Source organism: Pseudomonas sp. ENNP23 (genome assembly GCF_001728945.1).
Taxonomy (GTDB): domain Bacteria; phylum Pseudomonadota; class Gammaproteobacteria; order Pseudomonadales; family Pseudomonadaceae; genus Metapseudomonas; species Metapseudomonas otitidis.
Map to the genome: position 1 here is coordinate 24,702 of NZ_LYSP01000027.1, position 26,051 is coordinate 50,752.

Annotated in this window: 24 protein-coding genes, 1 tRNA gene and 3 pseudogenes; 12 read left to right on the forward strand and 16 right to left on the reverse strand. The window is 66.7% G+C overall.

Features of this window, described 5'->3' with window-relative positions:
* Window positions 1-11: 11 nt before the first annotated feature.
* Window positions 12-662 carry a FadR/GntR family transcriptional regulator gene (locus tag A9G05_RS15985; protein WP_069561914.1) on the reverse strand — a complete coding sequence of 217 codons (651 nt, stop codon included), beginning with the start codon at window positions 660-662 and terminating at the stop codon, window positions 12-14.
* A 182-nt stretch (window positions 663-844) separates the two neighbouring features.
* Between A9G05_RS15985 and A9G05_RS15990 the strand changes: the two genes are divergently transcribed.
* Window positions 845-1,093, forward strand: coding sequence for a hypothetical protein (locus tag A9G05_RS15990; protein ID WP_069561915.1), 249 nt, complete (start codon window positions 845-847; stop codon window positions 1,091-1,093).
* Between the two features lie 5 nt (window positions 1,094-1,098).
* Here the strand turns inward: A9G05_RS15990 and A9G05_RS15995 are convergent, their stop codons facing one another.
* Window positions 1,099-2,067: a GlxA family transcriptional regulator gene (locus A9G05_RS15995; protein WP_069561916.1), complete on the reverse strand. Its 969-nt coding sequence runs from the start codon at window positions 2,065-2,067 to the stop codon at window positions 1,099-1,101.
* 107 nt (window positions 2,068-2,174) lie between these two features.
* On the opposite strand from A9G05_RS15995, the gene A9G05_RS16000 reads away from it, so the two are divergent.
* The gene (locus A9G05_RS16000) at window positions 2,175-2,723 is read left to right on the forward strand and encodes a thioesterase family protein (RefSeq protein WP_069561917.1); all 549 of its coding nucleotides are present in this window, start codon (window positions 2,175-2,177) and stop codon (window positions 2,721-2,723) included.
* A 98-nt stretch (window positions 2,724-2,821) separates the two neighbouring features.
* Window positions 2,822-4,303, forward strand: a complete 1,482-nt coding sequence (locus tag A9G05_RS16005) for a hypothetical protein (RefSeq protein ID WP_069561918.1) — start codon at window positions 2,822-2,824, stop codon at window positions 4,301-4,303.
* Between the two features lie 162 nt (window positions 4,304-4,465).
* Here A9G05_RS16005 and A9G05_RS16010 read toward each other — a convergent pair whose 3' ends face one another.
* Complete coding sequence (locus tag A9G05_RS16010) at window positions 4,466-5,071, reverse strand: TetR/AcrR family transcriptional regulator (protein ID WP_165680383.1); 606 nt, start codon at window positions 5,069-5,071, stop codon at window positions 4,466-4,468.
* 465 nt (window positions 5,072-5,536) lie between these two features.
* Between A9G05_RS16010 and A9G05_RS16015 the strand changes: the two genes are divergently transcribed.
* The 5 genes and pseudogenes from A9G05_RS16015 (at window position 5,537) to A9G05_RS16030 (ending at window position 10,342) form a co-directional block, all read left to right on the forward strand.
* Window positions 5,537-7,159: a methyl-accepting chemotaxis protein gene (locus A9G05_RS16015; RefSeq protein WP_069561920.1), complete on the forward strand. Its 1,623-nt coding sequence runs from the start codon at window positions 5,537-5,539 to the stop codon at window positions 7,157-7,159.
* A 391-nt stretch (window positions 7,160-7,550) separates the two neighbouring features.
* Window positions 7,551-8,231, forward strand: a pseudogene (locus A9G05_RS28485) (PAS domain-containing protein); the annotation flags it as partial.
* Between the two features lie 105 nt (window positions 8,232-8,336).
* Window positions 8,337-8,777: pseudogene (locus tag A9G05_RS28490) on the forward strand (methyl-accepting chemotaxis protein); the annotation flags it as partial.
* Window positions 8,778-8,854: 77 nt separating this feature from the next.
* Window positions 8,855-9,283, forward strand: a complete 429-nt coding sequence (locus tag A9G05_RS16025; protein ID WP_069561922.1) for a thiol-disulfide oxidoreductase DCC family protein — start codon at window positions 8,855-8,857, stop codon at window positions 9,281-9,283.
* A gap of 192 nt (window positions 9,284-9,475) precedes the next feature.
* Window positions 9,476-10,342, forward strand: a complete 867-nt coding sequence (locus A9G05_RS16030) for a hypothetical protein (protein WP_069561923.1) — start codon at window positions 9,476-9,478, stop codon at window positions 10,340-10,342.
* Between the two features lie 20 nt (window positions 10,343-10,362).
* Here the strand turns inward: A9G05_RS16030 and A9G05_RS16035 are convergent, their stop codons facing one another.
* The 8 genes from A9G05_RS16035 to A9G05_RS16070 form a co-directional block, all read right to left on the reverse strand.
* Entirely contained in the window at window positions 10,363-11,094 is a 732-nt protein-coding gene (locus tag A9G05_RS16035) for a proteasome-type protease (RefSeq protein ID WP_069561924.1), read from the reverse strand.
* A 126-nt stretch (window positions 11,095-11,220) separates the two neighbouring features.
* Window positions 11,221-12,024, reverse strand: coding sequence for a transglutaminase family protein (locus tag A9G05_RS16040; protein WP_069561925.1), 804 nt, complete (start codon window positions 12,022-12,024; stop codon window positions 11,221-11,223).
* Window positions 12,021-12,971 carry an alpha-E domain-containing protein gene (locus A9G05_RS16045; protein ID WP_069561926.1) on the reverse strand — a complete coding sequence of 317 codons (951 nt, stop codon included), beginning with the start codon at window positions 12,969-12,971 and terminating at the stop codon, window positions 12,021-12,023. Before A9G05_RS16045 ends, A9G05_RS16040 begins: the two co-directional genes overlap by 4 nt.
* A gap of 2 nt (window positions 12,972-12,973) precedes the next feature.
* The gene (locus tag A9G05_RS16050; RefSeq protein ID WP_069561927.1) at window positions 12,974-14,383 is read right to left on the reverse strand and encodes a circularly permuted type 2 ATP-grasp protein; all 1,410 of its coding nucleotides are present in this window, start codon (window positions 14,381-14,383) and stop codon (window positions 12,974-12,976) included.
* 318 nt (window positions 14,384-14,701) lie between these two features.
* Window positions 14,702-15,418, reverse strand: coding sequence for a type 1 glutamine amidotransferase (locus tag A9G05_RS16055; protein WP_069561928.1), 717 nt, complete (start codon window positions 15,416-15,418; stop codon window positions 14,702-14,704).
* 87 nt (window positions 15,419-15,505) lie between these two features.
* Window positions 15,506-16,267: an SDR family oxidoreductase gene (locus tag A9G05_RS16060; RefSeq protein ID WP_069561929.1), complete on the reverse strand. Its 762-nt coding sequence runs from the start codon at window positions 16,265-16,267 to the stop codon at window positions 15,506-15,508.
* A gap of 1 nt (window position 16,268) precedes the next feature.
* A complete protein-coding gene (locus tag A9G05_RS16065; RefSeq protein WP_069561930.1) occupies window positions 16,269-17,216 on the reverse strand; it encodes an alpha/beta hydrolase in 948 nt (315 codons plus the stop codon).
* Window positions 17,200-18,669, reverse strand: coding sequence for an NAD(P)/FAD-dependent oxidoreductase (locus tag A9G05_RS16070; protein WP_069561931.1), 1,470 nt, complete (start codon window positions 18,667-18,669; stop codon window positions 17,200-17,202). Before A9G05_RS16070 ends, A9G05_RS16065 begins: the two co-directional genes overlap by 17 nt.
* Before the next feature lie 137 nt (window positions 18,670-18,806).
* Here A9G05_RS16070 and A9G05_RS16075 point away from each other — a divergent pair, with 137 nt between their 5' ends.
* A complete protein-coding gene (locus A9G05_RS16075) occupies window positions 18,807-19,829 on the forward strand; it encodes an AraC family transcriptional regulator (protein WP_069561932.1) in 1,023 nt (340 codons plus the stop codon).
* Window positions 19,830-19,896: 67 nt separating this feature from the next.
* Here the strand turns inward: A9G05_RS16075 and A9G05_RS16080 are convergent, their stop codons facing one another.
* Together A9G05_RS16080 and A9G05_RS16085 are read right to left on the reverse strand one after the other, a co-directional pair.
* Complete coding sequence (locus tag A9G05_RS16080) at window positions 19,897-20,238, reverse strand: ribonuclease E inhibitor RraB (protein ID WP_069561933.1); 342 nt, start codon at window positions 20,236-20,238, stop codon at window positions 19,897-19,899.
* 269 nt (window positions 20,239-20,507) lie between these two features.
* Window positions 20,508-21,167, reverse strand: coding sequence for a hypothetical protein (locus tag A9G05_RS16085; RefSeq protein ID WP_069561934.1), 660 nt, complete (start codon window positions 21,165-21,167; stop codon window positions 20,508-20,510).
* Window positions 21,168-21,344: 177 nt separating this feature from the next.
* On the opposite strand from A9G05_RS16085, the gene A9G05_RS16090 reads away from it, so the two are divergent.
* Window positions 21,345-22,343 carry a hypothetical protein gene (locus A9G05_RS16090; protein WP_069561935.1) on the forward strand — a complete coding sequence of 333 codons (999 nt, stop codon included), beginning with the start codon at window positions 21,345-21,347 and terminating at the stop codon, window positions 22,341-22,343.
* 338 nt (window positions 22,344-22,681) lie between these two features.
* On the opposite strand, the gene A9G05_RS16095 is transcribed toward A9G05_RS16090, so the two are convergent.
* From A9G05_RS16095 to A9G05_RS16105, 3 genes are all read right to left on the reverse strand, one after another.
* Entirely contained in the window at window positions 22,682-23,266 is a 585-nt protein-coding gene (locus A9G05_RS16095; RefSeq protein ID WP_069561936.1) for a GNAT family N-acetyltransferase, read from the reverse strand.
* Window positions 23,267-23,489: 223 nt separating this feature from the next.
* Window positions 23,490-23,579: transfer RNA gene (locus tag A9G05_RS16100), tRNA-Ser, on the reverse strand.
* 93 nt (window positions 23,580-23,672) lie between these two features.
* Window positions 23,673-23,891 carry a hypothetical protein gene (locus A9G05_RS16105; protein ID WP_069561937.1) on the reverse strand — a complete coding sequence of 73 codons (219 nt, stop codon included), beginning with the start codon at window positions 23,889-23,891 and terminating at the stop codon, window positions 23,673-23,675.
* A 202-nt stretch (window positions 23,892-24,093) separates the two neighbouring features.
* On the opposite strand from A9G05_RS16105, the gene A9G05_RS16110 reads away from it, so the two are divergent.
* Together A9G05_RS16110 and A9G05_RS28495 are read left to right on the forward strand one after the other, a co-directional pair.
* Window positions 24,094-24,783, forward strand: a complete 690-nt coding sequence (locus A9G05_RS16110) for a crotonase/enoyl-CoA hydratase family protein (protein WP_044400244.1) — start codon at window positions 24,094-24,096, stop codon at window positions 24,781-24,783.
* A 220-nt stretch (window positions 24,784-25,003) separates the two neighbouring features.
* Window positions 25,004-26,029, forward strand: a pseudogene (locus tag A9G05_RS28495) (cache domain-containing protein); the annotation flags it as partial.
* Between the last annotated feature and the right edge of the window lie 22 nt (window positions 26,030-26,051).

Consider the following 26,051-nt stretch of genomic DNA (forward strand, 5'->3'; position numbering starts at 1 on the left):
AAGGGCAAACGTCAGATCAGCAACGCACGGTTGGCCGCAGCGGCGGCGTCCGCGTCTTGTCGTTCGATGGCGTCCAGCAACTCGCGGTGCAGGTCGAAGCACGGCTGCGCGCGGTCGGGATCGGAAATGGTGCGCTCCAGGCCCACGCGGATGACCTGGGAGAAGTAGCGGTACAACTCGCTCAGCACCGGGTTGTGGGCGCTGTCCACCACCCGCTGGTGGAACACCAGGTCATGGTCGATGTAGTCCTGCAGGTCGTCGTAGCTGGAGCGTGCGGCGGAGGCCGCCAGGGCTTCGCGCAGGGCGATGAGGTCTGCCTCGGTGCGGCGCAGGGCCGCCAGGCGCGAGGCTTCGATCTCGATCATCCCCCGTGCCTCCAGGGCCTGCTCCACCGAGCTGCGGGCCAGAGCCTGCATGGTAGACAGCGGGTCGGCGCAGGCGCGCACGTAGGTGCCGTCACCCTGGCGCACTTCCAGCACGCCGGAGAAGGTCAGCACCCGCACCGCTTCGCGCACGGTGTTGCGGCTGATGCCGATGATCTCCGCCAACTCGGGTTCGGGCGGCAGGCGCTGGCCGAGCAGCCAGGTGCCGTCGTCGATGCGCTGGCGGATCTGCTCCAGGGCGATATCCACCAGGGAGCGCTTGAGGGCCGGTGCGGACATGGCAGACATCCAATCATCCGATGAATTTCAGGGGTGCGCAGACTAGCGGCCTCGGGGCGGGTTCGCAACCCCGGATATCCTTGCGATCCAGGCAATACTCATTATCTGCAACGGTGATTTTTCGCCTCCCGGGGGCATTGGTAGCCTGCTCGGCATCCCGTCACCACTGCCCCGGGGGGCCCATGAAACCCACTCACATCCTGGCGCTGGCCCTTGCGGCCCTCGTCCTCAGCGGCTGTGCCAGCCAGCCGGAACCGCGCCCCTACACCGACGCCGAGATCAAGCAGTTCTCCCTGGAGATGCTCAACCGTGCCGGGTTGCCCTACGAGGACTACGAGAAGGTCCGCCAGGCGCTGATGAACCCCAATCCGCGCGTCTCCAGCGCCCGTCGCGACTACGAGCCGGCCTTCATCCGCGGCACCGAGGGCTGAGCCCGTCAGGCCGGCACGCCGCGTACCTGGAAGGTCTTGCGGTAGGCCGCCGGCGGCATGCCGATCCGTTGCTGGAACAGCCGGCGGAATGAATTGCTGTCCTCGTACCCCACCTGGAAGGTGATGCGCTCCAGGCTCAGGCGGGTGGTCTCCAGCAGGTGCTTGGCCTGCTCCAGGCGCAGGGTCTGCAGGTACGCCAGCGGCGAGTAGCCGGTGGCCTCCTTGAAGCGCCGCTTGAAGTTGCGCGTGCCGAAACCGAAGCGCTGCGCCAGTTCGTCGATCAACACCGGCTCGGTGTAATGCACCTCCAACCAGTTCTGCACCTGCAGCACCTTGGCGTCCCCATGCCCCTTCGGCGTCGACCACATGACGTAGGCCGACTGCCCGGTGCGCACGCTGTCGATCAGCAGGTAGCGGCCGCAGGTCTGCGCCAGTTCCAGGGAGGCGAAGCGCCGGACCAGGTGCAGCAACAGGTCCATCGCCGCGCTGGCGCCACCGCTGGTCATCACGTTGCTGTCCTCGCAGAGGATCAGCGTCTCGTCCAGCAACACCTCGGGGTAGCGCCGCCTGAACAGGCCGGCGAAGGCCCAGTGGGTGGTGGCCCGCCGCCCCTCCAGCAACCCCGCCTCCGCCAGCAGGAAGGCCGCCGTGCACATCGAGGCCACCGTCGCGCCTTCGGCATGGCGGGCCTGCAGCCAGGGCACGTAACGGTCGAAGCCGGGCAAGGCCTCGCGCAGGGTGAAGATGAAGCCCGGCACCAGCACCAGGTCGGTCCGCTCGATGCTGCCCAGCGCCGCCTGTACCGCGACCCGATGCCCGCCGAGGGTGGTCACCTCCCCACCATCCAGAGACACGCTCACCACCTCGAACGGCGGCTCGCCTTCGGCCAGCAGGTTGGCCGCCCGCAGCACCTCCACGGCGAGGAAGGTGCTGGCGGCAGAACAGTAGTCGGTGACGAGCAGGGTGACGTGCATGGCAGCGCTCTTGCAGGTTTCGCATGGAATATGTCATTTGCGCACCTATCCGAACAGGGGGCATGGCTCTAGATTGCGCGGGTCTTCCCCAATCGGTCCGACCTGCCATGAATCTCTGGTTCCGCCTGCTCCTGATGCTCCTCCGCCGCCCCTGGCGCAAAGCCGTCCACGGCCTCGACACCACCGTCATCCGCATGCGGGTCTGGCCGCTGGACCTGGACTTCAACCGCCACGTCAACAATGGTCGCTACTTCACCCTCGCCGACGTCGGGCGCATGGATTTCGTGCTGCGCAGCGGCGCCTTCCGGGTCGCCCTGCGCCACCGTGCACTGCCGGTGGTGGGCGATATCTGGGGCAAATTCCGCCGCGAGCTGCGGCTGTTCGAAGCCTTCGAGGTCCACACCCGCCTGCTGGGCTGGGACGAGAAGTGGACCTTCATGGAGCACCGCTTCGTCAAGGACGGCCGGGTGCTCGGCGTGGTGATCATGCGCGGCCTGTTCCGCAGCCCCAAGGGCCCGGTCGCCCCCGGTGAGTTCGTGCAGGAGCTGGGGGTTTCCGCCGAGTCCCCCACCCTCCCCGACTGGCTGTCGGACTGGTCCACCAGTTGTGATGGCCTCAGCCAGGGTCTGCGCCAGGAGGAAGGGCGGGAGGGCTGAGACCGTTCGTAGGAAATGCCTTGCCGGTACATTGATTCCAAACCCAGGGCAACTAGGCTGCACTCAGCGCAACGGCAACCCTCAGGGAGCGAGCAACCATGCCTCATGCAGCCTACCGCCTATCCCGGCGCCCCTTCCGCCTTATCCTGTCCACCGCCCTCGGCATCGCCCTGCTCAGTGCCCAGGGCTGTGCCGGCCCGTCCGGCTCCGCGCAGCTCTACAGCCCCAAGAGTAATGGTCTGGGCGGCGTGTTCCCGGAGAAGCTGGACATGTCCAAGGCGGTGATGACGACCGACCCCAACCGCGACCTGAAGGGCAAGGACGTCTTCGCCCTGTACCTCTCCGATGCCTACTTCAAGTACCTGCCCGACTTCAGCGGCGCCAACGAAGTGGTGATCGTGGCCGAATTCACCGAGGTCAGCGCGGGTGACAAAGGGGACACCGTCACCACCGTGCTGGGTCCCTACACCGGTGTCGGCGACCCCTCCAAGGGGCCGTTCTTCAACAAGCTGCTGTACGGCCCCAAGAAGCTGGAAGCGGACCAGATCAGCATCACGCTCACGGTGCTGGAATACGACCAGGGCGAGAATGAAGACACAGCAGCCTTCCTCGACTTCATCAACTCCGTCGGCCAGACCCTCTCGCTGGACAACCCGGTGACGGCCGCCGAGCGAACCTTCACCAAGGAAATCGCCAAAAGCCTGCTCAGCCTGAACAAGGACGACGTGGTGATGCGGGTCAGCTTCGACCTGCTCGGCAATGCGGGGAATCTGCAAGCCTTCCAGGACGTCAACGGCAGTGCCATCCCCCTGAACCCCGGCAACTACACCCTGATCAACCAGGAGTCCTGCGCACTGACCACCTGCTTCGGCTACCTGAGCAAGAACGGCACATCCAGGAACCCCGTCGCCTACATCGGTGACGCCGTCATGTCGGTGCCGGTAGCCATCAAGCGTGGCCTGACTGACGCGCCAGACGGCCCCTCGCTGGAAGACATCGACTCAAGCCAGATCAAACTGCAGCAACAGGCTCTGATAGGTAAGGATGGCAAGCCCTACACCGACAAGACCTGGCTGACCCTCTCGGTCGTCCAGGGCGGCGACCCGAGTCTCTGGGCCAAACGCAAGCTGCTGCTCAGTGCCGAGGAAATGGTCCAGCGCATCGCCAAGTCGAGAACCGGCGACCTGCAGGTGAGCCAGAACTATCAGGCAGCGATCGAATCCCTGGAGGCTGCCAGGCGCCAGGAAAAGGCCGCGAGCGGCGTGATGGGCTTCGCCGACAGCCTCAACACCCAAGGCGAGAGAGTGTTCGCCGCTTCACAGCGAGAAATCTGCCTCCGGCATCCCGACACCTTGAAGAGCGATGACATCACCGCCCAGGTATTCAGGGTTCAGGCCGACAAGTCACTGAAGCGAGTCGCCGACGCCGACATCGCCATCGACCCCAGCCGCTCGACGCCCAACAACACCTGCCTGAAGACCACGGCCAATGGGATGAGCGCCGGGCGCTACCGAGTGGAGCTGACCTATGCGGCAGGCGGTGAGACCTACCGACAGCGCCTGGACTACGAGGTGAAGTGAACGGGCCACCCGCGTCCTGCTCGCACATCATCATTCGACACGACCTGGCGGCTTCCAGCCTTGCCAGGCTCGTCACATCACGCGGCGTGACGGGCCTGCCGCTGGGCCTCCCCCTCACGGCCGCAGACGCCAGCCCATCCGCCCTCGCCAGTGAGTGGCGGCTCAGCCACGCCGCACCAGCAGAGGCGCGAGCACCCGCTCGGCGAGGGTCCGCAGGTAGTCGTCGCTGATGGCGCCCTGACTGAGGAAGTGGCGGATGTAGAGCGGCCCCACCAACATCTCCACCGCCTGCTCCGGCTCGACCCCTTCACGCAGTTCACCGCGCGCCACGGCTCGTTCGAAGACGGCCCGGTGGGCGGCGGCGCGCTTGCTCCAGTACAGACGGATCAGCGCGCGGTTGGCGCCCTCGCCGCTCAGGCTGAAGGCCTGGCCTACCAGGGTGGCGCCCAGGGGGTCGCAGAGAAAAGCGCGGGTGCCCTGCAGCAGCAAAGTCACGTCGCCCATCAGCGAGCCGCTGTCCGGTATCGGGATCAGTTGGTCCACGTAGCGGTTGGCCGTGAAGGCGATCAGTTCGTTCACGTCCGGCCAGCGCCGGTACACCGAGGCCACGTGTACGCCTGCACGCTTGGCTACTCGGGGAATGGAGAAGGCGATGGCGCCGTGCTCGCGCAGTTCGTCCCGCGCGGCGGCCACGACCTGCTCCAGCACGCGGGCGCTGCGCCCGCCGGTGCGAACACGCTTTTGGGGTGTGCCGGGGGGGTCATTCATCGGTAGGGTCATTCGGTCTTCTCTGGTCAGCGGGTGAAGAGTCGTCCAGGGCGGAGCGGATTTCAAACAGCAGGCCCGGACCTGCCCACGGCCTTTTCTGCCGCACGGGCCTGGCGCCCCAACCCGCAGGGCCAGGCACCATGCTGGCGAGAGCACGCCCAAACACTGCCTTGGATCAAGGAAAGGCGAAGTAATCTCGGGAAATTCGAGTAAAACAATGTGAGATATGTCGCACAAATTAAGTCGAATTCATATGCTTTACGCACAAGACCAACACCCCTAAGCGCTCTGTGAAGAGTGGTCAGACGCTCGGGCACCGCTACCTCGCCGCACAGACGGCAGCACAGGCCCCCTGTGCAGAAGGAGCCGCCGATTCACTGAAATCCGTTCCACCCGCAGGGCAGGCCGAAGGGGGCCAGAACGTGTCGCTCGACACACCACCTTTGCATGACCTGGGGAAACACCATGTGGATTAGACAAATACGAATAGGCCTTCGCTCGGCACTCGCCTTCTCGACGCTGGGGCTGTTGCTGGTGCTGCTGGGGCTGATCGCGCTGTACCAGATGAGCCAGATGGATGACATGAGCGCCGAGGTCGACGCCAACTGGCTGCCTTCGATCATGGCGGTCAACGACTTGAGTGCCGCCAGCTCCCGCATCCGCGCCATGACCTTGCGCTACGCCGTCGTCCAGGGCGACTTCCGCGACTCCACCCTGGCCGGTCTGAGAAAGGCCGAGAGTGCCCAGGCGGATGCCGAGCGCCGCTACGAGCCGATGATTTCCTCCGCCGAGGAACGCCGCCTGTACGACGCCTACAAGGTCGCGCGGGACCGCTACATGGAGCAGTCGCGCCTGACCGTTTCCCTGACCCAGGCCGGCAGCAGCGACGAGGCACGCCATACCGTGGAACAAAAGCTCGGCGACTACGCCGAAGAGCTGGCCAATGCCCTTGCTGAGATGGCCCGCGTCAACAGCGAAGGGGCCAAGCGTGCCTCCGTCAAAAGCGACGCCACTTTCTCCAACGCGGTGACCCTGGTGATCACCGTGATCACCATCGCGGTGGTGCTGACCGTCCTGCTGGCAGTGATCTTCACCCGCAGCATCATCCTCCCGCTGGCCCAGGCCGTGGACGTGGCGCGCGTGGTCGCCTCCGGCAACCTGACCCACCGCATCGACGCCCAGGGCCAGGACGAGCCGGCCCACCTGCTGCGCTCCCTGCAGGACATGCAGACCAGCCTGCGCAGCACCATCCAGCACATTGCCGATTCCTCCAGCCAGCTCGCCTCGGCCTCGGAAGAGCTGCACGCGGTGACCGAGGACTCCACCCGCGGCCTGCACCAGCAGAACACCGAGATCGAGCAGGCCGCCACCGCCGTCAACGAGATGACCACCGCCGTGGAAGAAGTCGCGCGCAACGCCGTCAGCACCTCGGAAGCCTCCAAGCAGGCCGACCACACCGCCCGCAGCGGCCGTGAGCAGGTGGGCCAGGCGGTCAACTCCATCGCCCAGCTCGCCGGGGACGTGGCCAACACCTCCAGCAAGGTGGAAGAACTGGCCGACAACGTCCGCGACATCAGCCAGGTGCTCGCCGTGATCCGCTCCATCGCCGAGCAGACCAACCTGCTGGCGCTCAACGCCGCCATCGAGGCAGCACGCGCTGGCGAGCAGGGTCGCGGCTTCGCCGTGGTAGCTGACGAGGTGCGGGCCCTGGCCCACCGCACCCAGCAGTCGACCCAGGAAATCGAGCAGATGATCAACACCATCCAGCAGGGCACCAGCCAGGCGGTCACCTCGATGCAATCCAGCCGCGAGCGGGTCGACTTCACCCTGGACGTGGCCCGCGCCGCCGGTGCCGCCCTCGACGAGATCGCCCACGCCATCTCCTCCATCAACGAGCGCAACCTGGTGATCGCCAGCGCCTCCGAGGAGCAGGCCCACGTGGCCCGTGAAGTGGACCGCAACCTGGTGAACATCCGCGACCTCTCGCTGCAGACCTCCGCCGGCGCCGACCAGACCAGCGCCGCCAGCCAGGAGCTGTCGCGCCTGGCCATCGACCTCAACGGCGTAGTGCAACGCTTCCAGCTTTGAAGGCCGAAGGGGGGCGTCATGCGCCCCCCTGACTGCCACTGGTCGGAAACTCGCCAGAACAAATAAATGGCGCCAGAAAACCCCCACCAAAAAGCTATACAAGTATTAACCTTGTACAACCTCGGCAACCAGCCAATTTCCTCGCGCAACATGTCCGTCTACTCGTTCCCGCTTTCTCCGGGTGGCTCGAATGGCGGCGTTCAGTGATGACCAACACGAGCCATTGACGGCCAGCAGGACGCTTTCGCTGGGGCCAAGTGACCTGACTTCGTCTAGTTTTTCTCGGCGTGCACTACGCCAGGGAGATGACAGCATGTGGCTCAATCGCAAGAAGGAATCCGCTCCGCAGCAAACCATCGACGCGCTTGAGCTGGCCTCGATCCGCCGTTCGATGGCCACGATCGAATTCACCCCCGACGGCATCATCCTGGATGCCAGCCCTGCCTTCCTGAACGTGGTGGGCTATCGCCTCGAAGAGGTGGTGGGGCAGCACCATCGACTGTTCTGCCCCCGGCAGTTGGCCGAGAGCGCTGCCTACCAGCAGTTCTGGCAACGGCTGCGTCAAGGCGAACGCTTCAGCAAGCGCTTCATGCGCCTCAACCACGCCGGCGAGGAGATCTGGCTGGAGGCGACCTACCTGCCGATCCAGAATGGACTCGGCCAGACACTGCGTGTCATGAAGATCGCCACTGACATCACCGCCCAGATCGAGGCCGAGCACCGCCATGAGAGCTACATCAACGCCATCAGCCGTTCCATGGCGGTGATCGAGTTCAACCTCGCCGGCGAGGTGATCTCCGCCAACCGGAACTTCCTGGAACTCATGGGCTACCGGCTGGAGGACATCCTCGGCAAGCACCACCGCCTGTTCTGCGTCGCCGAAGACAGCCGCAGCGATGAGTACCGACAGTTCTGGGCCCGGCTCAACCAGGGCGAATTCCTCTCCGACCGTTACCGCCGTGTCACCCGTGACGGCCGCGTGGTCTGGCTGCGCGCCACCTACAACCCCCTGTACGACGCCAACGGGCGCCTCTATGGCGTGGTCAAGTTCGCCAGCGACATCACCGCCCAGGTGGAGCGCCGCGACGCCGAGGCCGCCGCCGCCCAACTGGCCCACGACATCGCCATGGAGACCGACGTCACCGCCGCCCAGGGCACCCAGACCGTGGCCCGCACCGTCGACGTGGTCACCGAGATCGCCACCAACCTGGGGACGGTCGCCGACCAGATCGAGGGGCTGAACAAGCAGTCCGAGCAGATCACCAGCATCGTCCAGGTCATTCGCGGCATCGCCGACCAGACCAACCTGCTGGCCCTCAACGCCGCCATCGAAGCCGCCCGCGCCGGTGAGCAGGGCCGTGGCTTCGCCGTGGTGGCCGACGAGGTGCGTCAGCTCGCCTCCCGCACCAGCCAGGCGACCCTCCAGATCAACGGCGTGGTGCAGCAGAACCAGAACCTCGCCCGCAGCGCCGTGAGCAGCATGAGCACCACCCAGGACCGCGCCCGGGAAGGGGTCGAGCTTGCCAACCAGGCCGGCGAAGTGATCCGCGAAATCCGCAGCGAGTCCCACCGGGTGGTGGACGCCGTTGCGCAATTCTCGGTGACCTTCACAGACTGAGCCTGCCGCGCCGGTTCGCGCTTGCCGTGGCCCGTGCGCCGGTGCAGAGTCGCCTCCATCCCCCCACGAGCCATGCCATGAATACGCCAGACCTGCCGCTGACCCTCTACGTCGACCTCGCCTGCCCGCTCTGCGCCCGCGAGGCCCAGTGGCTGGCGCGCCACGCCGACCCGGCCCGGTTGCGCCTGGAAGACATCAGCGCCGTCGATTTCGACGAACAGGGTGCCGGCCGCAGCCGCCAGGAACTGGGGGATCGCCTGCACGCCCGCAGCGCCTCAGGGCAGTGGTACACCGGCGTTGACGCCACGCTCTGGAGCTGGCGTGCCGCCGGCCTGCACCGCTGGGCCGCACCGCTGGCCTGGCGCCCCCTGCGGCCGCTGTTCCGCCTGGGCTACAGCCTGTTCCGCCGCCTTCGTCCGCACCTGGCCTGGCTGCCCCACCCGGATGGCAGCCGGCGCTGCGCCGGCCAGTGCGAGTTGCCCCCGAGCCCCCGCGACAAGCCCTGACGCCGGCTCGCGGCGCAGCGAATGGTGCAGCACCGGTACCTTCCACAGCAGCCAACCGGGCAGCACGCCCAGCAGCAGGCTCAGGGACATCAGCCCGCGCCCTGCCCTCCTCCCCCTCATACGGAGAACGCCACTTCTCTTGTCCTTGTGCCCGCTCCATCATCAGCTCCTTTCCCCCGCAAAGGACCTGCAATGAGCCGTATCTACCCCGAAAACCTCTTCAGCTTCGCCGCCCACGACACCCAGCGCAGCGCTACGCAATTCTGGCAATGGGCCTTCTCCGACGCCCAGGACCCGATGCTGCGGGGCCTGCTTGTCGAGTACCTGGTCTGCCAGCACCTCATCGACCATGCCGAGCACATCGCAGGCCCACAGGTTCGGCGCTTCACCCAGGACGACCCCTACCAGGGCAATCTGATCCGCAGCTTGCGCCGCTCATTCGAGTTCCAGCATGCAGGCGACGTCACCGACCTGCAGCTGACCTGGGGCCTGACCGTGGAGATCAAGAGCAAGAACACCGCCACCCGGCGCTGGAGTCTGAAGAAGACCCAATGCTGGAACTGGCTGACGGGCAGGAACCTTTCGCGCAAGGCCTTCCAGGCCAACCTCTACATCCTGGCCGAGCTCGATGGAGCGCCCCAGGAAAGTGGCGGAAAGCTGGACCTGGGAGAAACCCGCTTCCACGTGCTCTCCCGTGAGGACCTGGAGGCACTGGCGGGCAATCGCAACCAGGTCGGTTACAAGGCCTTTGTCCAACGCAGCGAGGAACACAAGCAGAGCTGCGACTACCACCAGTTGCCAGGAGTGGTGCAACGCCTTGCCCATGCTCGCTTCAAGCAGGCGTGCGCCAGTGTGGCGGCCCACTGGCGCCTTCCCGACCGGCCAACCGGGAACGCCTACCCGCTGGCAGTGCAACGCAATGGCGTGATCGAAGCCGGTTATTACTGCGGCGAGGAAAGAACGCTGCTGATGCCATTCACGGTGGCTTGGCAGAACGGTTTCACGCCGGACTGGAAGGCCTGGGAGGCACTGGGCATGCGCTTCGAGCCGGAAGCGTAATCAACTGGCTCGGCCAGGCCTCAGACGTTGTAGTCCGCCGGCGGCGGCGGCAGTTGGCTGAGCAGTTCGTGCAGGCCGGCGGCCCAGTCACGGCGGATGCCCTGGTAGTACTCGTCGTCTTCGGTGACGCGGTAGCCCACCGGGTGGATGAGGCTGTCGGTGTGATAGACCAGGAGGTCCAGCGGCATGCCGACGGAGAGGTTGCTGCGGATGGTGGAGTCGAACGACACCAGGGCGCAGCGCAGGGCCTCTTCCAGGCCGGTGTGGTAGGTGAGGTTGCGGTCGAGGATGGGCTTGCCGTACTTGCTCTCCCCCAGTTGCAGGAAGGGGGTGTCCTCGGTGGCCTGAATGAAGTTGCCCTGGGGGTAGATGCTGTACAGCGCCGGCGGCTGGCCGGCGATCTGCCCGCCGACGAGGAAGGAGCAGGTGAGGTCGGTGTTGCCCGCCAGCGGTGCGCCGTCCCGGGCCACCACCTCGCGGATGGTCTCGGCCACCAGGGCGGTGGCGTCGTACAGAGTCGGCACGCTGTCGAGGTTCACCAGGGTACTGCCCAGGCGCTGCTTGAGCAGGTTGACCACCGACTGCGAGGTGGCCAGGTTGCCGGCGCTCTGCAGCACGATCAGCCGCTCGCCCGGCACGCCGAAGGTGAACAGCTTGCGAAAGATGGCGATGTGGTCGATGCCCGCGTTGGTGCGGGAATCGGAGACGAACACCAGGCCATCGGCGAGGTGCATGGCGACGCAATAAGTCATGTCAGGCTCCTGTTGTTGTAGGCGCCCCGCCCTGCCCGCGTGCGGGCGGCATTCCCGGCGGGTGGCCTGCCGGATGGCATGCGGGCAGTCAGAAGCCGGGGTGCGGCGGAGCGTCGGGGGACCGCGTTACTGCTGCTCCTGGACCATCAGCAGCGCCGGCGCATCGAGATCGACCCGCGCGTGCATCTGCTCCCCGCCACCCCGGCGCATCCCGCGCACGGGGCAAGCGTCGAGGTAGTCCAGCCCCACTGCCAGCTTCAGGTGGCGTTCGGGGCGGGACAGCCGGTTGGTGACGTCGAAGCTGTACCAGGCCCCCTCCAGCCAGGCCTCTGCCCAGGCATGGCTGACCAGTTGGCTGTCGCCATCGCGGTACAGGTAGCCGGAGACGAAGCGGGCCGGCACGCCGAGGGTGCGGGCGCAGGCGAGGAAGGCGTGGGTGTGGTCCTGGCAGACACCGGCACGCCCGGCGAAGGCTTCGGCTGCGGTGCTGTCGACGGCGGTGACGCCGGCCTTGTAGGGCATGTGTTCGTGCAGGGCCTCCATCAGGGTGATGAGCCCGTCGCGCCCGGCGTTGGCCGGGCAGCGCTGGTGGGCGAAGGCACGCAGGGCCTCGTCCGCTGCGGTCAGCCGGGTGCTGCGCAGGAACGGCAGCGCGGACTGGGGGTCGTGCTCGGCTTCGCGGCTCTCGTCGATCTCCACCTGGCCACGGGCGGCGATGACGATGGCCTCATGGGGCTCGTCCAGGGTCAGCACGTGGAGGATGTTGCCGTATGGGTCCAGTTGCGCGCGCACCGGGCGTGGCAGGTCCAGCTCCCAGCTCAGCACGTGCTGTCGCTCGCTGTCGTGGGGGGTCAGGCGCAGGTACTGGATGCTCGCGCGAACCTGGTCGTCGTAGCGATAGGTGGTTTCGTGGCGGATGGACAGTTTCATACGGCCTCCAGGTAGGAACTGTGGATGGCTCTGGCCAGCTGGCGAACCAGCAGGATGAAGTCGGTGAGCCAGCCGTGCAGGCCCTCACCGAGGATTTCGTCGATGCTCGTGTAGCGCAGGCGGGCGTCCAGCTCGGCGGCGAGCCGCTGGGCCGGGCGGCCGTTCTCGCCGGGCAGCCCGGAGAGGATCAGGTTCAGCTCCTCCATGCAGGCCCGCAGCGAGCGCGGCACGTCGGGGCGCAGCAGCAGCAGCTCGGAGACCTGGCGGGTGCCCGGGGAGCCCCGGTAGACCTCGTTGTAGGCCTCGAAGGAGGACAGCGCCCGCAGCAGCGCACTCCACTGGTAGTAGCCCCGGGCGGAGGTGTCGCTGACCTGCTCGGCGTCCTCGCCGAGCATTTCGTAGCGGGCATCGAGCAGGCGCAGGGTGTTGTCGGCCCGTTCGATGAAGGTGCCCAGGCGAATGAAGCGGTAGGCGTCGTGACGCATGATGGTGCCGAAGGTGGCCCCCCGGAACAGGTGGGAACGCTCCTTCACCCAGTCGCAGAAACGCTTGATGCCGTAACGGCCGAGGCCTTCGGTGGCGATGCCGCGCATCTCCAGCCAGGTGGCGTTGATGTTCTCCCACATGTCGGCGGTGATGCGCCCGCGCACGGCGTGGGCGTTGGTCCGCGCGGCACGCAGGCAGCCGTAGATGCTGGCCGGGTTGTCGGCATCGAGGGCGAAGAAGTGCAGCATGCGCTCGGCGTGCAGCTGCCCGTGGCGGGTCAGGTAGGCGTCCAGCGTGCCGGTGATCAGCAGCGGCATGGCCAGTTCTTCCAGCCCGTCGCCGCGGCCATCCTGGGGCATCAGCGACAGCGAGTAGCTGACGTCCAGCATGCGGGCGAGGTTCTCGGCGCGCTCCAGGTAGCGCGACATCCAGTACAGGTCGGAGGCGGTACGGCTCAGCACGGTCAGTCCTCCACGATCCAGGTGTCCTTGGTACCACCACCCTGTGACGAGTTGACCACCAGGGAGCCCTCGCGCAGCGCCACCCGGGTCAGCCCGCCGGGCACCAGCCGGGTCTCACGGCCGGAGAGCACGAAGGGGCGCAGGTCGATGTGGCGCGGGGCGATGCCCTTCTCGACGAAGGTCGGGCAGGTGGACAGGCACAGGGTGGGCTGGGCGATGTAGGCGTCGGGACGGGCCTTGAGGCGCTCGCGGAAGGCCTCGATCTCGGCCGCTGTGGCGGCCGGCCCGACGAGCATGCCGTAGCCGCCGGAGCCCTGGGTCTCCTTGACCACCAGCTCGGGCAGGTGGGCGAGGACGTGGGACAGCTCCTCCGGTTTGCGGCATTGCCAGGTGGGCACGTTGCGCAGGATGGGCTCCTCGTCGAGGTAGAAGCGGATCATGTCGCCGACATAGGGGTACACCGACTTGTCGTCGGCGACGCCGGTGCCGATGGCGTTGGCCAGCACCACGTTGCCGGAGCGGTACGCCGCCAGCAGGCCGGGCACGCCGAGCATGGACTCGGGGTTGAAGGCCAGGGGATCGAGGAAGGCGTCGTCCAGGCGGCGGTAGATCACGTCCACCGGCTGCGGGCCGGAAGTGGTGCGCATGAACACGCGGTCGTCACGCACGAACAGGTCGGCGCCCTCCACCAGCTCGACGCCCATCTCGCGCGCCAGGAAGGCGTGCTCGAAGTAGGCGCTGTTGAAGCGGCCGGGGGTGAGCACCACCACGCTGGGGTTGTCCAGCGGGCTGGAGCTCTTGAGCGTTTCCAGCAGCAGGTTCGGGTAGTGGTCGATGGGGGCGACGCGCTGGGCGGCGAACAGCTCGGGGAACAGCCGCATCATCATCTTGCGGTCTTCGAGCATGTAGCTGACGCCGCTGGGGGTGCGCAGGTTGTCTTCGAGCACGTAGTAGGTGCCGTCGCCGTCGCGCACCAGGTCGACCCCGGCGATGTGGGCGTAGATGTCGCGGTGCAGGTCCAGGTCCTGCATGGCGATCTGGTAGCCCTCGTTGGCCAGCACCTGCTCGGCGGGGATGATCCCGGCCTTGATGATGCGCTGCTCGTGGTAGAGGTCGGCGAGGAACAGGTTCAGCGCCTTGACGCGCTGGATGCAGCCCCGCTCGACCACGCGCCATTCGCTCATGGGGATGGCGCGGGGGATGGTGTCGAAGGGGATCAGGCGCTCGGTGCCCTGCTCGTCCCCGTAGAGGGTGAAGGTGATACCGGCCCGGTGGAACAGCAGGTCGGCTTCACGCCGCCGCTGGGCAAGCAGTTCCTCGGGGGTTTCGGCCAACCAACGGGCGAACTCCCGGTAGTGCGGACGGCAATTGCCGCTCGCGTCGTACATCTCGTCATAAAAGGTGCGGGCCATGCCGGACTCCTTGTCGCTACCGACCACCGAGCCGTCGCAAGCGCCGTGCCAGCGACGAAAATCCTTCCCGATCAAGCAGTTGCAACCAGGCTGAAAATTCCCTGCACCACAGCAGTGCAACCCTGGGAGCGGATCGGGACGCCGCGCCCCGTTTGGCGGCGGCTTGAAGCTAGGACGGTGGGGATCGCCGCTGCGTTCCGTCTTTTTGCGCGGCAGGAAGGAGTCTAGGTCACGCCTGCCGGGCTGCCCGGGGAGAGGACAGAAGGTGGCTGCGCCACCCTGCCACATGAAGCGGGGCGGTGAGCCGCCCCGTGGGAGTCAGGCACGCTCGGGGAAGGCCAGGCCGAGCCAGTGGCGGTAGAAGCCTTCGGCCACCTGGTTGAGCTCGGCGACGCGCCGGGGCAGGTCGTCCAGCATCACCTGGCGGGGTTGCTGGCTGGGCTGGGTCTCGTCCAGCAGGTGAGCCCAGTCGGTGAGCCAGAGGCGCACCAGGTCTTCGGTCATTTCCGGGTGGCCCTGCAGGGCGAGGATCTTGTCGCCCCAGGAGAAGCCCTGGTTGGGGCACCAGGGGCTGTCGAACAGCCAGCGCGCGCCCTCGGGCAGGTCGAAGGTGTCGCTGTGCCACTGGTAGACGGGGAACTCCGCCGGCAAGTGTGCCGTCCAGGGGCTGCCCTGGGCACCGGCGCGTTGCTCCAGCGGCTGCCAGCCGATCTCGGTGTAGGGCATACGGTGCACGGCGGCGCCCAAGGCACGGGCCAGCAACTGGCCGCCCAGGCAGTGGCCGATGATGGGGATGTCGCGGGCGATGAAATGGCGCAAGGCGGCCAGCTCGGTGTCGATCCAGGGCAGCGGGTCGTTGACGCTCATCGGGCCGCCCATCACCGCGACGGCCCGGGGCCGGTCGAGGTCGATGCCTTCCAGTTCGCCATGGTCGGCACGCAGGACGCTGTAGGCGATGCCTTCGCGCTCCAGCACGGTGGCCAGGTGGCCGGGGGAACAGAAATCAGCGTGGGTGATAATCAGGATGTCGGTCATGGGGTTGCCTCCGTCGGCGGAGTCTGAGGCAAAGCCCCCGGCGCGGTCGAGGGGACGGAGGGCGCCACGGCCCTCCGCCCTGCCCGCTCACTCCCGGCTCAACACCTTCATGACCCAGCGGTTGACCCAGGCCGGCGAGAGCTGCCCGGCCAGGTACAGCAAACGGAAGGCGACGCTGATGGGGCGATGCACGGCCGCGCCCTGGGCCTGTTGCCAGCAGGCTTCGGCCACGTCCTCGGCCTGGAGGTTGACGCCGAGGCGACGCAGGGCCGGCGGCTCGAAGGTCTGCCGGCTGACCATGGGCGTGCGCACGAACGGCGGCATCAGGTCGCCGACGCGGATGCCATGGCGCCGCCACTCCAGTTCCAGCGCCTCGGTGAAGCCGCGCACGGCGAACTTGGAGGCGGAGTAGCTGGCCATGTGCGGTGTGCCGTAGACCCCCGACGCCGAGCCCATGTTGATGACCTGCGCGCCCGGCGTGGCCTTGAGGTAGGGAAAGGCGGCGTGGGTCATCTGCACCACGCCCTGCACGTTGATGGCGAGGATGCGCGCATGCTCGGCGACGTCGATCTGCTCGAAGTAGCCGAAGCGCAGGATGCCGGCACAGTTGAACAGCAGGCGCAGCTGCCCGCCGTGCTGCCCGCAGAAGTCGGCCAGGGCCTGCTGCACGGCGTCCAGGTCGGTCACGTCCAGCGTGCGGTGCCAGACGTTGCCGAGGGCAGCGGCCTGGGTGGCGAGGGCCTCGGCGTCGCGGTCCAGCAGGCCCACCTGCCAGCCGCGCTCGTGGAACAGCCGGGCGGTGGCGGCGCCGATGCCGGAGGCGGCGCCGGTGATGAGGAGGGTGGTCATCTCAGCCCTCCTGCGGGTGGTCGAGCCAGTGGCGGACGAACGCGGCGGTGCTGGCCAGGGCTTCATCGGCGCTGCGCAGCAGGCCGGCGTGGGCCTGGAACACATGCCAGAGACCGGGGTAGCGCTCCAGGCGAACCCAGCCGCCGGCCTGGCGGAGCCTGGCCACCAGTCGCAGGCTGTCGTCGCGCAGCAGTTCATCCTCGGCCACCTGCACCAGCAGCGGCGGCAGGTGCCCGAGGTCATCGAACAGCGGCGACAGGGCGGGGTCACGGCGGTCCATGCCCGGCGGGCAATAGAGGTCGGCGGCCAGCTCCATCCACTTCGGGTGGATCAGCGGGTCGCCGGCCGGTGGCTGATGCAGGGCGCTGCCACTGAGGTCGGTGACCGGCGAGTAGCACACCAGGGCGGCCGGCGCCGGCAGGCCGAGCTGGCGCAGGCGCAGGGCGGTGACCAGGGCGAGGTTGCCGCCCGCGGAGTCGCCGCCGATGAGGATGCGCGAGGCGGCACGGCCACTCTCCAAAAGGGCCTGGTAGGCCGCCACGGCGTCGTCCCGGCCGGCGGGGAACGGGTATTCCGGTGCCAGGCGGTAATCCAGCGCGCAGACGGCGATACCGGCGCGCTTGGCCAGGTTGCCGGCGATGGCACGGTGGGTGGCGGGCGAGCCGGTGATGAAGGCGCCACCGTGCAGGTACAGCAGCACGGCATCACCACCACCGCCCGGTGGGCGGTGCCATTCGCAGGGTCGGCCGGCGAGCTGCGCCGCCTCGCGGGTGACGCCCCGGGGCGCCAGGGTGCTGGCGGTGAGCCCGCGCAGAATGGCGCGCTGCAGCGGGACCGGCAGCGGCGGTCGCATCAGCCCGCGGAACAGCAGCGCCAGGGCACCCCGCAGGACGCCGCGCAGGGCTGCCTGACCGGGCTCGGGGGCGGTGAACTCAACGGACACAATCATAGTGCTCCAGCTCCAGGCGGCGGGTCTGCCGGCGGTAAGTAAAGGTGAAACCGGGCCAGTTGTTGGTGTTGCGCCCGTCGGCGGTCTTGTACCAGCTCTGGCAACCCTGCTCCCACACGGTGTGGCGCACGGCCTGCTGCAGCCGCTGGTTGAAGCGGTGCTGCACGTCGGGCTTGAGGTCCAGGTAGCGCAGGCCATCGAGGGCGCGGATGCCGTCGAGCACATAGCGGAACTGGCTTTCCAGCATGTAGAGAATGGAGTTGTGCCCGAGGTTGGTGTTCGGCCCGTAGAGCATGAACAGGTTGGGGAAGCCGCTGACGCTGATGCCGAGAAAGGCTTCGGCGCCGTCGCGCCAGGCTTCGTTGAGGTCGCGCCCGCCACGCCCGCGCAGGGTCATCGGGGCAAGGAAGTCGGTGGCGGTGAAGCCGGTGCCGAGGATGATGGCGTCCACCTCGATGCGCCGGCCGTCACGGGTGATCACGGCATCCTCGGTGACTTCACTGATGCCGCAGTCCACCACCTCGACGTTGTCGCGATTCAGCGCTGGGTAGAAGTCGTTGGAGATGAGGATGCGCTTGCAGCCCAGGGGATAGTCCGGCACCAGGCGCTGGCGCAGCACGGGGTCGGCGATGCCGCGTGCGAGGTGCCGGTGGAAGCGCGCCCGCATCAGCTTCATCAGCGGTGGGAACACCGAAAAGGCCAGTACCCGTGACTCGTGCTGCACGTACTTGAGCAGCCGGTCGACCTTCTGCAGCGCCGGCAGGCGACGCATCAGCGCCAGCTCCCAGGGCCGGTAGGCACGGTCGGGCTTGTGGATCACGTAGGCCGCCGAGCGCTGGAACAGGCTCAGGCGGGCGACCTTGGGGGCGATCTGCGGGACGAACTGGATGGCACTGGCACCGGTGCCGATCACCCCCACCCGCTTGCCTTCCAGGGGGTAGCCGTGGTCCCAGCGGGCGGAGTGGAACAGCACGCCTCGGAAGCGCTCCAGCCCCGGCACCTTGGGCCAGGCCGGGCGGTTGAGCTGGCCGCAGGCACTCACCAGGGCGCGGGCACGGAAGTGCTCGCCGGCGGTACTGCGCACCTGCCAGGTGCCGTCGCCTTCGTCGAAGGTCGCCTCGGCCACTTCGCAGCCGAAGCGGATATAGGGCCGCAGGCCGTACTTGTCGGCGCAGTGGCGCTGGTAGGCGAAGATTTCGGCCTGGGGCGCGAACTTGCGCGACCAGTCGGCCTTGGGCTCGAAGGAGTAGGAGTAGAGGTGTGAAGGCACGTCGCAGGCGGCGCCGGGGTAGCTGTTGTCGCGCCAGGTGCCGCCAACGTCATCGCCTTTTTCCAGGATCTGGAAATCACGGATGCCCGCCTTCAACAGCTGGATCGCCAGGCCGATACCACCGAAACCGGCGCCAATGATGAGCACGCGCAGGGACGCGCCACTCGGGGAAGTGTTGGTCATTGTTATCTCCCATTGGCTGGAACCGCGCGGCAGGTCCTGTCCGCGAGGCTGCATGCATCCTAGTTCCGCCACCGGGTTCGGGTTATGGCATAGTCGGACACCTGATTGTGAATTCCGGACAATCTGTCGATCCCACCATGACCTGCCCTGCCCCCACTTCCCACCGTCGCAGCGCCACCAGCGTGCAACTGATGATCCAGTTCGGCCTCGACCACGGCCTGAGCCTGGAGCACTGCCTGACCGGCACCGGGCTCGACTGGCGACTGCTGGGTGACCCCGGCTCGGAGGTGAACGCGGCCCAGGAGCTGAGCCTGTTGCGCAACATCGCCCGGGGGCTGGGGGATCGTCCGGGCATCGGCCTGGAAGCCGGCCGGCGCTACCGCCTGAACACCTATGGCATCTGGGGCTATGCGCTGCTCAGCAGCAGCACCTATCGCCGCGCGGTGGAGCTGGGCTTGCGCTACCAGGACCTGACCTACGCCTTCCACGGCTTGCGCCTCGACGAGGTGGGTGACGAAGCGCAGTTGCACCTGACTCCCTCGTCACTTCCGGAGGACCTGCGCGGCTTCGTGCTGGAACGCGACGTATCCGGCGCGCTCAGCGTGCACCGTGACCTGGCCGGCGGCGGCCTGCCGGTGCGCCGGGCCTGCTTCGCCCTCCCCGCTCCGGCTGACATCACACCCTGGCGTGCGTTGCTGGGCGTGGAGCCGACCTTCGGCGTGGCGCACAACTGCATCACCTTCGACCGCGCCCTGCTGGACCTGCCCCTGCCCGGCGCCAACCCCCAGGCGGCCGCCTACTGCGAGGCCCAGTGCCGTGCCCTGCTGGACCGCCGCCGCCAACGCGACGGTTTCGCCAGCCGCATCCGCGACCTGCTGCTGGGCCGACCGGGCCAGCGGGTGGACATGGAAAGCCTGGCCGCCCAGTTGCACATGACTTCGCGCACCCTCAGGCGCCGCCTGGACGCCGAGGGCACCAGCTTCCGCCAGTTGCAGGACGAGGTGCTGGGCACCCTGGCCGAGGAACTGCTGCGCTCCACCGCCCTGCGCCTGGAGGAGATCGCCGAGCGCCTGGGCTATGGCGAGGTGTCCAACTTCATCCACGCTTTCAAGCGCTGGAAGGGGGTTTCGCCGGGGCAGTTCCGTCGGGACGAACGCTGACCCACCGCCTCCCCAAAACGAAACCGGCCAACCCGAAGGTTGGCCGGCATGGGCAAGGAAACAGGACTCAGCGCGGCTGCGCCGGGACCTCCTGGGTGACACCCCAGCCGTCGAGGACTCCTCCCAGGGGAACCACCAGTTCCTCCAGGTCATGCTCGAAGTCGCCGATGCCGGCGTGGGTGGCGTACATCACCTTGCTCACCTGCAGGTGCCAGGCCCCGTCATCCCGTGGGGAGACCTGGGCGTTGAGCGATTCACCACGGAAGTTGCGTGCGGCCATCCGGGCCCGGTCCTCATCGGGGAAGATGGCGTAGAACTCGATGGGGTGAACGCGGGCGAAATCGAAACCGCCCTCTTTCATACGGCGCAAGACATTGCTGCTGACGTCATCGTGGAAGGTGGTGCTCATGTTCAAGACCTCCTCTCTGGCGATGGATGAGTGTGACGCTGGGGTCGAGGGACTCGACCTGCGGCGCCTGGCGGCACCGCCCCACCCGTGCCCACGGACGCGGGCTCCGGGTGTGGCCGGGCCACGAGGGACCGGCCACGGCTTGGCTTGTACACACTACTGCATCGGTGTTCAGGGTAGCGCCCAGCGCGCAGCTCTGCCGGGGAGTATGGATGGAAGCCACCGGTCGGACGACGGGCGGCATCCCGACCGCTTCCCGCTTGGGCGGCTCAGCGTACCTCCAGGCGGTACTCGATGTCCTGGACCGTCTTGCCATAGGCAGCACCAGAACGGTTGTAGCGCCCGCCGAACTTGAGGCTGTGGCTACCTGCTGGCAAAGGCGGCAGGAGAATCCAATAGCCATCGGTGGCTGCCGGGTAACCGAAACGCTTCGGTGCGTCGGCCGGCAAGCGCGCGTAGAGGTCGAAGCAGTCCTGGGTGGCCACGCGGTACTGGGCTGGGTTATCCAGCGGCTGGCCGTCCAGCTCGACGAACAGCTCCAGTGCCGTGTCGTTGTTCAACGCCGCGCCCTGGCGTACCTGCTCGCAGCTCAGCGGCATATCCGGGCGCGCGCGCCAGAAGACCATGTTGATCACCGGGAAGAACAGGTGCTTGCCGGCCGGCACGTCGCAGGTGCGCTGGATATGGCTGGAGCCGTAGCCACCGGCGAGGAAGAACGGGTCCCCCTGCTGGCCCTGGGCACAATGGGCACCGGTGGTATCGCGCAGCGGGTCCAGGTGTGCAGGCTGAGCCACCGCCCACTGCCACCAGGCAGCGGCGCGCTGGGCGTGGGTCTGGCCGTTCCACTGGCTGTCGACGGGCAAGGGTTGGGGGCTGGCCTGGGCGGCGGCGCACGCCAGCAAAAGAGCGAGGGCGAAGAGCGGTTTCATGCATGTCCTTATGAGCGGGTCCGGGCCTGGAGTGTGCGGTCTTGAGCCCTGCGACACTTTCGACTGCGTCCCAGTTGGCGAAATCGGAGGGCCAGCATTTCGCAGAGCATCGGCCTGTGCTTCGCTGGTGGCCGGTCAGCAGAAGCTGACCGAATCATCAAGGACAAGGAACGAACGATGAATACACATGCAAAACGACTGCTGGCGGGACTCGGGCTGGTGGGCAGCCAGGCACTGATTGGCCACGCCTGTGCAGCAGAACTGATTGGCCGCTGGGACCTCAATGGCGACGGCACCCTGGAGAATGTGTACCGGGGCACCGGTGTGCTGGAAGTGCGCAATGCCAGTGGCGCCCTGGAGCGCAGCTACAGCTTCGGCAACGTCACCTGGAACCTTGCGGCAGCAGCCAACACCGATAACCAGCCCGGAGCCGAACTGATCGTCAAGGCCGGCCCGGACGTGGTGATCATCAACCACCCGAACAACACCCAGAACCGCTACACCCTGGGCAACGTGCTGTTCGACGTGGCCGGCACCGCGCAACTGGACGGGACGCCGGGCCAGGAGGTGATCGTCCGCACCGGCAATGCTCTGGTGCTCATCTCCGACACCCACCGCACCCAACGCGCTGTCACCGATGGCATCAGCGGCACCTGGCAGTACCAGGGCGCCTACACCCTGGCGGGCATGCCGTACGCCACCCTCGCTTACACCGCCGGCAACAGCCTGCGCTTGTACGACTACAACCTGCAGAGCGGTCGCGAGTTCCCCACCGACGGGATGACCAGCGTGATCGGCGCGGCAGACCTGAATGGCGTGGTCGGCAACGAGCTGGTGGCGCGTTCCTCCAGCAACCTGCTGGTCGTCAGTGGCGGTGTGCAAGGTGCCGTGCTGAGCACCTATGCCGGCGGTACCGGCTCCAACTGGAGCGTCCACGGCGCATTCGCCGACACCGATGGGCAGCCCGGCCAGGAAGTCATCCTGGTGCTGCCAGGCAAGGTGCGCGTGGTGCATCAGCGCACCGGGCAGGCCAAGGACTATCCGGTATCGGGCACCTACGCCATCTACGCGGTGGCGGATCGCGATGGCGTGGCTGGCGCCGAGATCACCGTGGTCGACAGCGCCAACCGCACCTACATCATCAACGACCGCCTCGGCACCATCCAACCGCTCTGACCCCCTCCGCTCCCGGTTCCAGCCGGGAGCACTCTCCCCCTGGTACGGATACCGGCCTGCTGCCAAGCGTGAGCCGGTTGGCATAGCGTGACGGGTGCCGTCGCTATGCGCGGCGACTGTGTCCCACCGCCTCGGAAACCCCGGCGCGGCACACCGCACCGAACTGCGGGCGCTACACCAGGTCCACCTGATCGGCCCCGCCGAACCGGCACAACGCTTGCGGGCGAGCAGCCCCACCGGGAAGCTGTCGCAGGTAATGGAGATCCCCAGCTTCGCCCATGGCTGCTGCTGGGCGCAGGACTGGCCAGCCTTGTGGAGGCGTCATGCCCCGCTGAGTGTCAGTGGCCGTGCGATGAATCCAGCAGTACACGCCCCGCAGGGTCGGTGGCGAGCAGGCTGTACTGGTGCAGGCTGAGAAAACGACCGTCCTTGCACTCCACGTCCCGCAAGGTCCCCTCGAGCACGAAGCCGAGCCGCTCCAGCAAACAGGCGCTGGCGGGGTTCTCGGGCTCGACGTCGGCGTGGATGCGGTGCACGCCGAGGGTGACGAGGGCGAAGCGGAGGATGGTCGGCAGGCAGGCTTGCATCAGGCCCTGGCCCCAGTGCTCCGGCATCAGCCAGTAACCGATGTCGAGGCTGCGGTCGGCGTGGGACCAGTCATTGAAACCGCAGGCGCCCACCAATTCGTCCCGCCCCGGCAAGGCGATGCCCCACCAGATGCCCTGGCGCTCCTCAAGGAGCGAGTCGTACCAGCGCATCTGCTCGTCCGTCGCCTCCAGGCTGTCGTAGGACACGCCGTAGTGGGCGATCACCTGGGGGTGGGACAACCCGGCGAAGATCGCCCCGACGTCACGAGGATGAATCCGTCGCAGCGTGCAGCGAGGCAGCAGGAACTCGGGGAACTGGGCAGACAGGTCTTGCATGGTCCTACTCACAAGACTGGATCGGGGCACGCATGCTCGCAGCAAAGGGGTCGGGAGCACAGGGACAGTAAGCACTGGGATGGACGGAACAGCAGAGCGCCGACCTGGAATGGACGAGAAGGCCGGGCTATGCAGGTGAAGCCCGGCAAATACGGTGCGCACACCAAAAAGCAAAAAACCCTGACTTCACTAGGAATATCAGGGGTTTGCTTGTATCGGAAAGTGGCGGTGAGGGAGGGATTCGAACCCTCGATACGGTTTCCCGTATACACACTTTCCAGGCGTGCTCCTTCAACCGCTCGGACACCTCACCGGGATCTCGCTGAGGCGTTGGCCCCGTCGAGGTGCGCTAATTTAGTGGAGTGTTTTCCGGAATGCAAATATTTTTTTGAGAATTTTCATGCGCTTATGGCCGACGTCCGGATTCGGCATCAGCACGGGGCGGGGCGTCATCGAATTTGAGGCTGCCGAAGAACACGAAGCCGAACGAGACCACAACGCCGAGCACAAACAGCAGCAGCACACCCAAGGGGCTTTTCAGGGTGGCGCTCTGGGCGAGCAGCACGGAACCACCGAGCAGAACGAGCGCGAGAATGATGGCAGCGCGATTGATCCACTTGTCCATGGGACCTCCTGGAATGGGGAACGCTGGCACCCTAGGGAAGGGGCGCGCCAGGGGCCAATTGGTCTTGGGTATCGCCCTGATAGAAAACCTCGCGGATGCGCTGAAGCCCGCATGGTGGCTGACTTGCCAGTCAGCCAAAGCGCTTTACCTGCCCACTGCCCGTGGGTAACGTCTGCCGCATTCCACAACAAGGACTCCCGCCATGAGTGAGCTGATCTCCTACCAACTCGAAGACGGCATCGCCACCCTGACCCTCTCCAACGGCAAGGTGAATGCCATTTCCCCGGATGTGATCGCCGCCTTCAATGCCGCGCTGGACCGCGCTGAGCAGGACCGCGCCATCGTCATCCTCACCGGCCAGCCGGGCATCCTTTCCGGCGGCTACGACCTGAAGGTGATGACCTCCGGCCCGCAGAACGCGGTGAACCTGGTTGCCGCCGGTTCCACCCTGGCACGCCGCATGCTGGCTCACCCCTACCCCATCATCGTGGCCTGCCCCGGCCATGCCGTGGCCAAGGGTGCCTTCCTGCTGCTATCGGCGGACTACCGCATCGGTGTCGAGGGTCCTTTCAATATCGGGCTGAACGAGGTGCAGATTGGCATGACCATGCACCATGTGGGCATTGAGCTGGCCCGCGACCGTCTGCGTAAATCGGCCTTCCATCGCTCGGTGATCAACGGCGAGATGTTCGACCCGCAGGGCGCGCTGGACGCTGGCTTCCTCGACAAGGTGGTCCCCGCCGAAGCCTTGCTGCCGACCGCCCTGGCGGCCGCGCAGCAACTGAAGAAGATCAACATGACCGCCCACCGCAACACCAAGCTGAAGGTGCGCAAGGCGCTGCTGGAGACCCTCGACCAGGCCATTGAACTGGACAAGCAGCACCTGGGCTAACCCCTCCCCCCCGCCCCCCCCCGAAGCCCGGCCCTGCGCCGGGCTTTTTCATGCCGACGGGAAAGCTCGTCGAAATGGAGCGGGGGCGGCGGAGCACCGCTCATTTTCCGACGGGTGATGGCACGTTGATGGGTGCAGTTGGAAAAGCTGTATTACTTTTAATACGTGGGGCAGTCAGGGACGGTAGCCGCCAGCCTTTCATCCGCTTGGGGAGTCCCGAATGAGAATCGTCCACAAGGTCAGCCTTTCCGCAGCCGCCGTGCTGTTCCTGACCACAGCGCTGCTGTCCCTTTCCCAGGTGAGCCAGGTCCGCGAGACGCTCCGCTCCCAGACTGAATCCAGCCTCTCCGAAAGCAGCAACGCATTGGCCAGGCAGATCGAGAACTGGCTCAATGCCAAGCTCCGCCTGATGGATCTCATGGCACAGAACATCGACAGCCAGTACAGCCCCGAGCAGACCCAACGGGTGTTCGACTCGCCCATGCTGCGCAACGAATTCATTCTGGTGTTCGGTGCGCTGGAGGCAGACGGCAAGCCGATCAAGAACGATGCATCCTGGCAGCCCAAGCCAGACTGGGACGGTCGCCAGCGCCCCTGGTACGCAGTCGGCAAGAGCGGCAGCCAGGCCGTGCTCACCGAGCCCTACACCGACTCCACCACAGGAGAGATCCTCATCTCCGCCGTGACGCGCATCACCGATGCCGGCAAGTTCCTCGGCGTAATGGGCGGTGACATCCGCCTGAAGAGCGTGGCCGATGCCGTCAACACCCTGGATTTCAACGGCGCCGGCTATGCCTTTCTGCTGAGCCGCAACGGCAACATCATTTCCCACCCGGACACCAAGCTGAACGGCAAGTCCTACAGCGAACTGTTCGACGGCAAGAGCCCGGCGTTGCGCAAGGAACTGCAGGAGGTGGAAGCCGGTGACAGGAAGTTGCTCGTCTCGTTCACACCGCTGCCCAACCTCAAGGGGATGGACTGGTACATCGGCGTGGTCCTGGACCAGGACAAGGTAATGGCAGAGGCCAATGCCCTGAGCTGGCGGGCGGTGATCGGCACCGTGCTGGGGGTGGTGATAAGCCTGGTGGTACTCAGCCTGCTGGTGAAGAACCTGCTGCGCCCGCTGGATGGGCTGGCCGACTCGCTGCGCGAGATCAACAGCGGTGAGGGCGATTTGACCCGACGCCTGCCGGCTGAGGGCAATGACGAGATTTCCGTGCTGTCCCGCGAGTTCAATGGCTTCCTGCAGAACCTGCAGACACTGATCG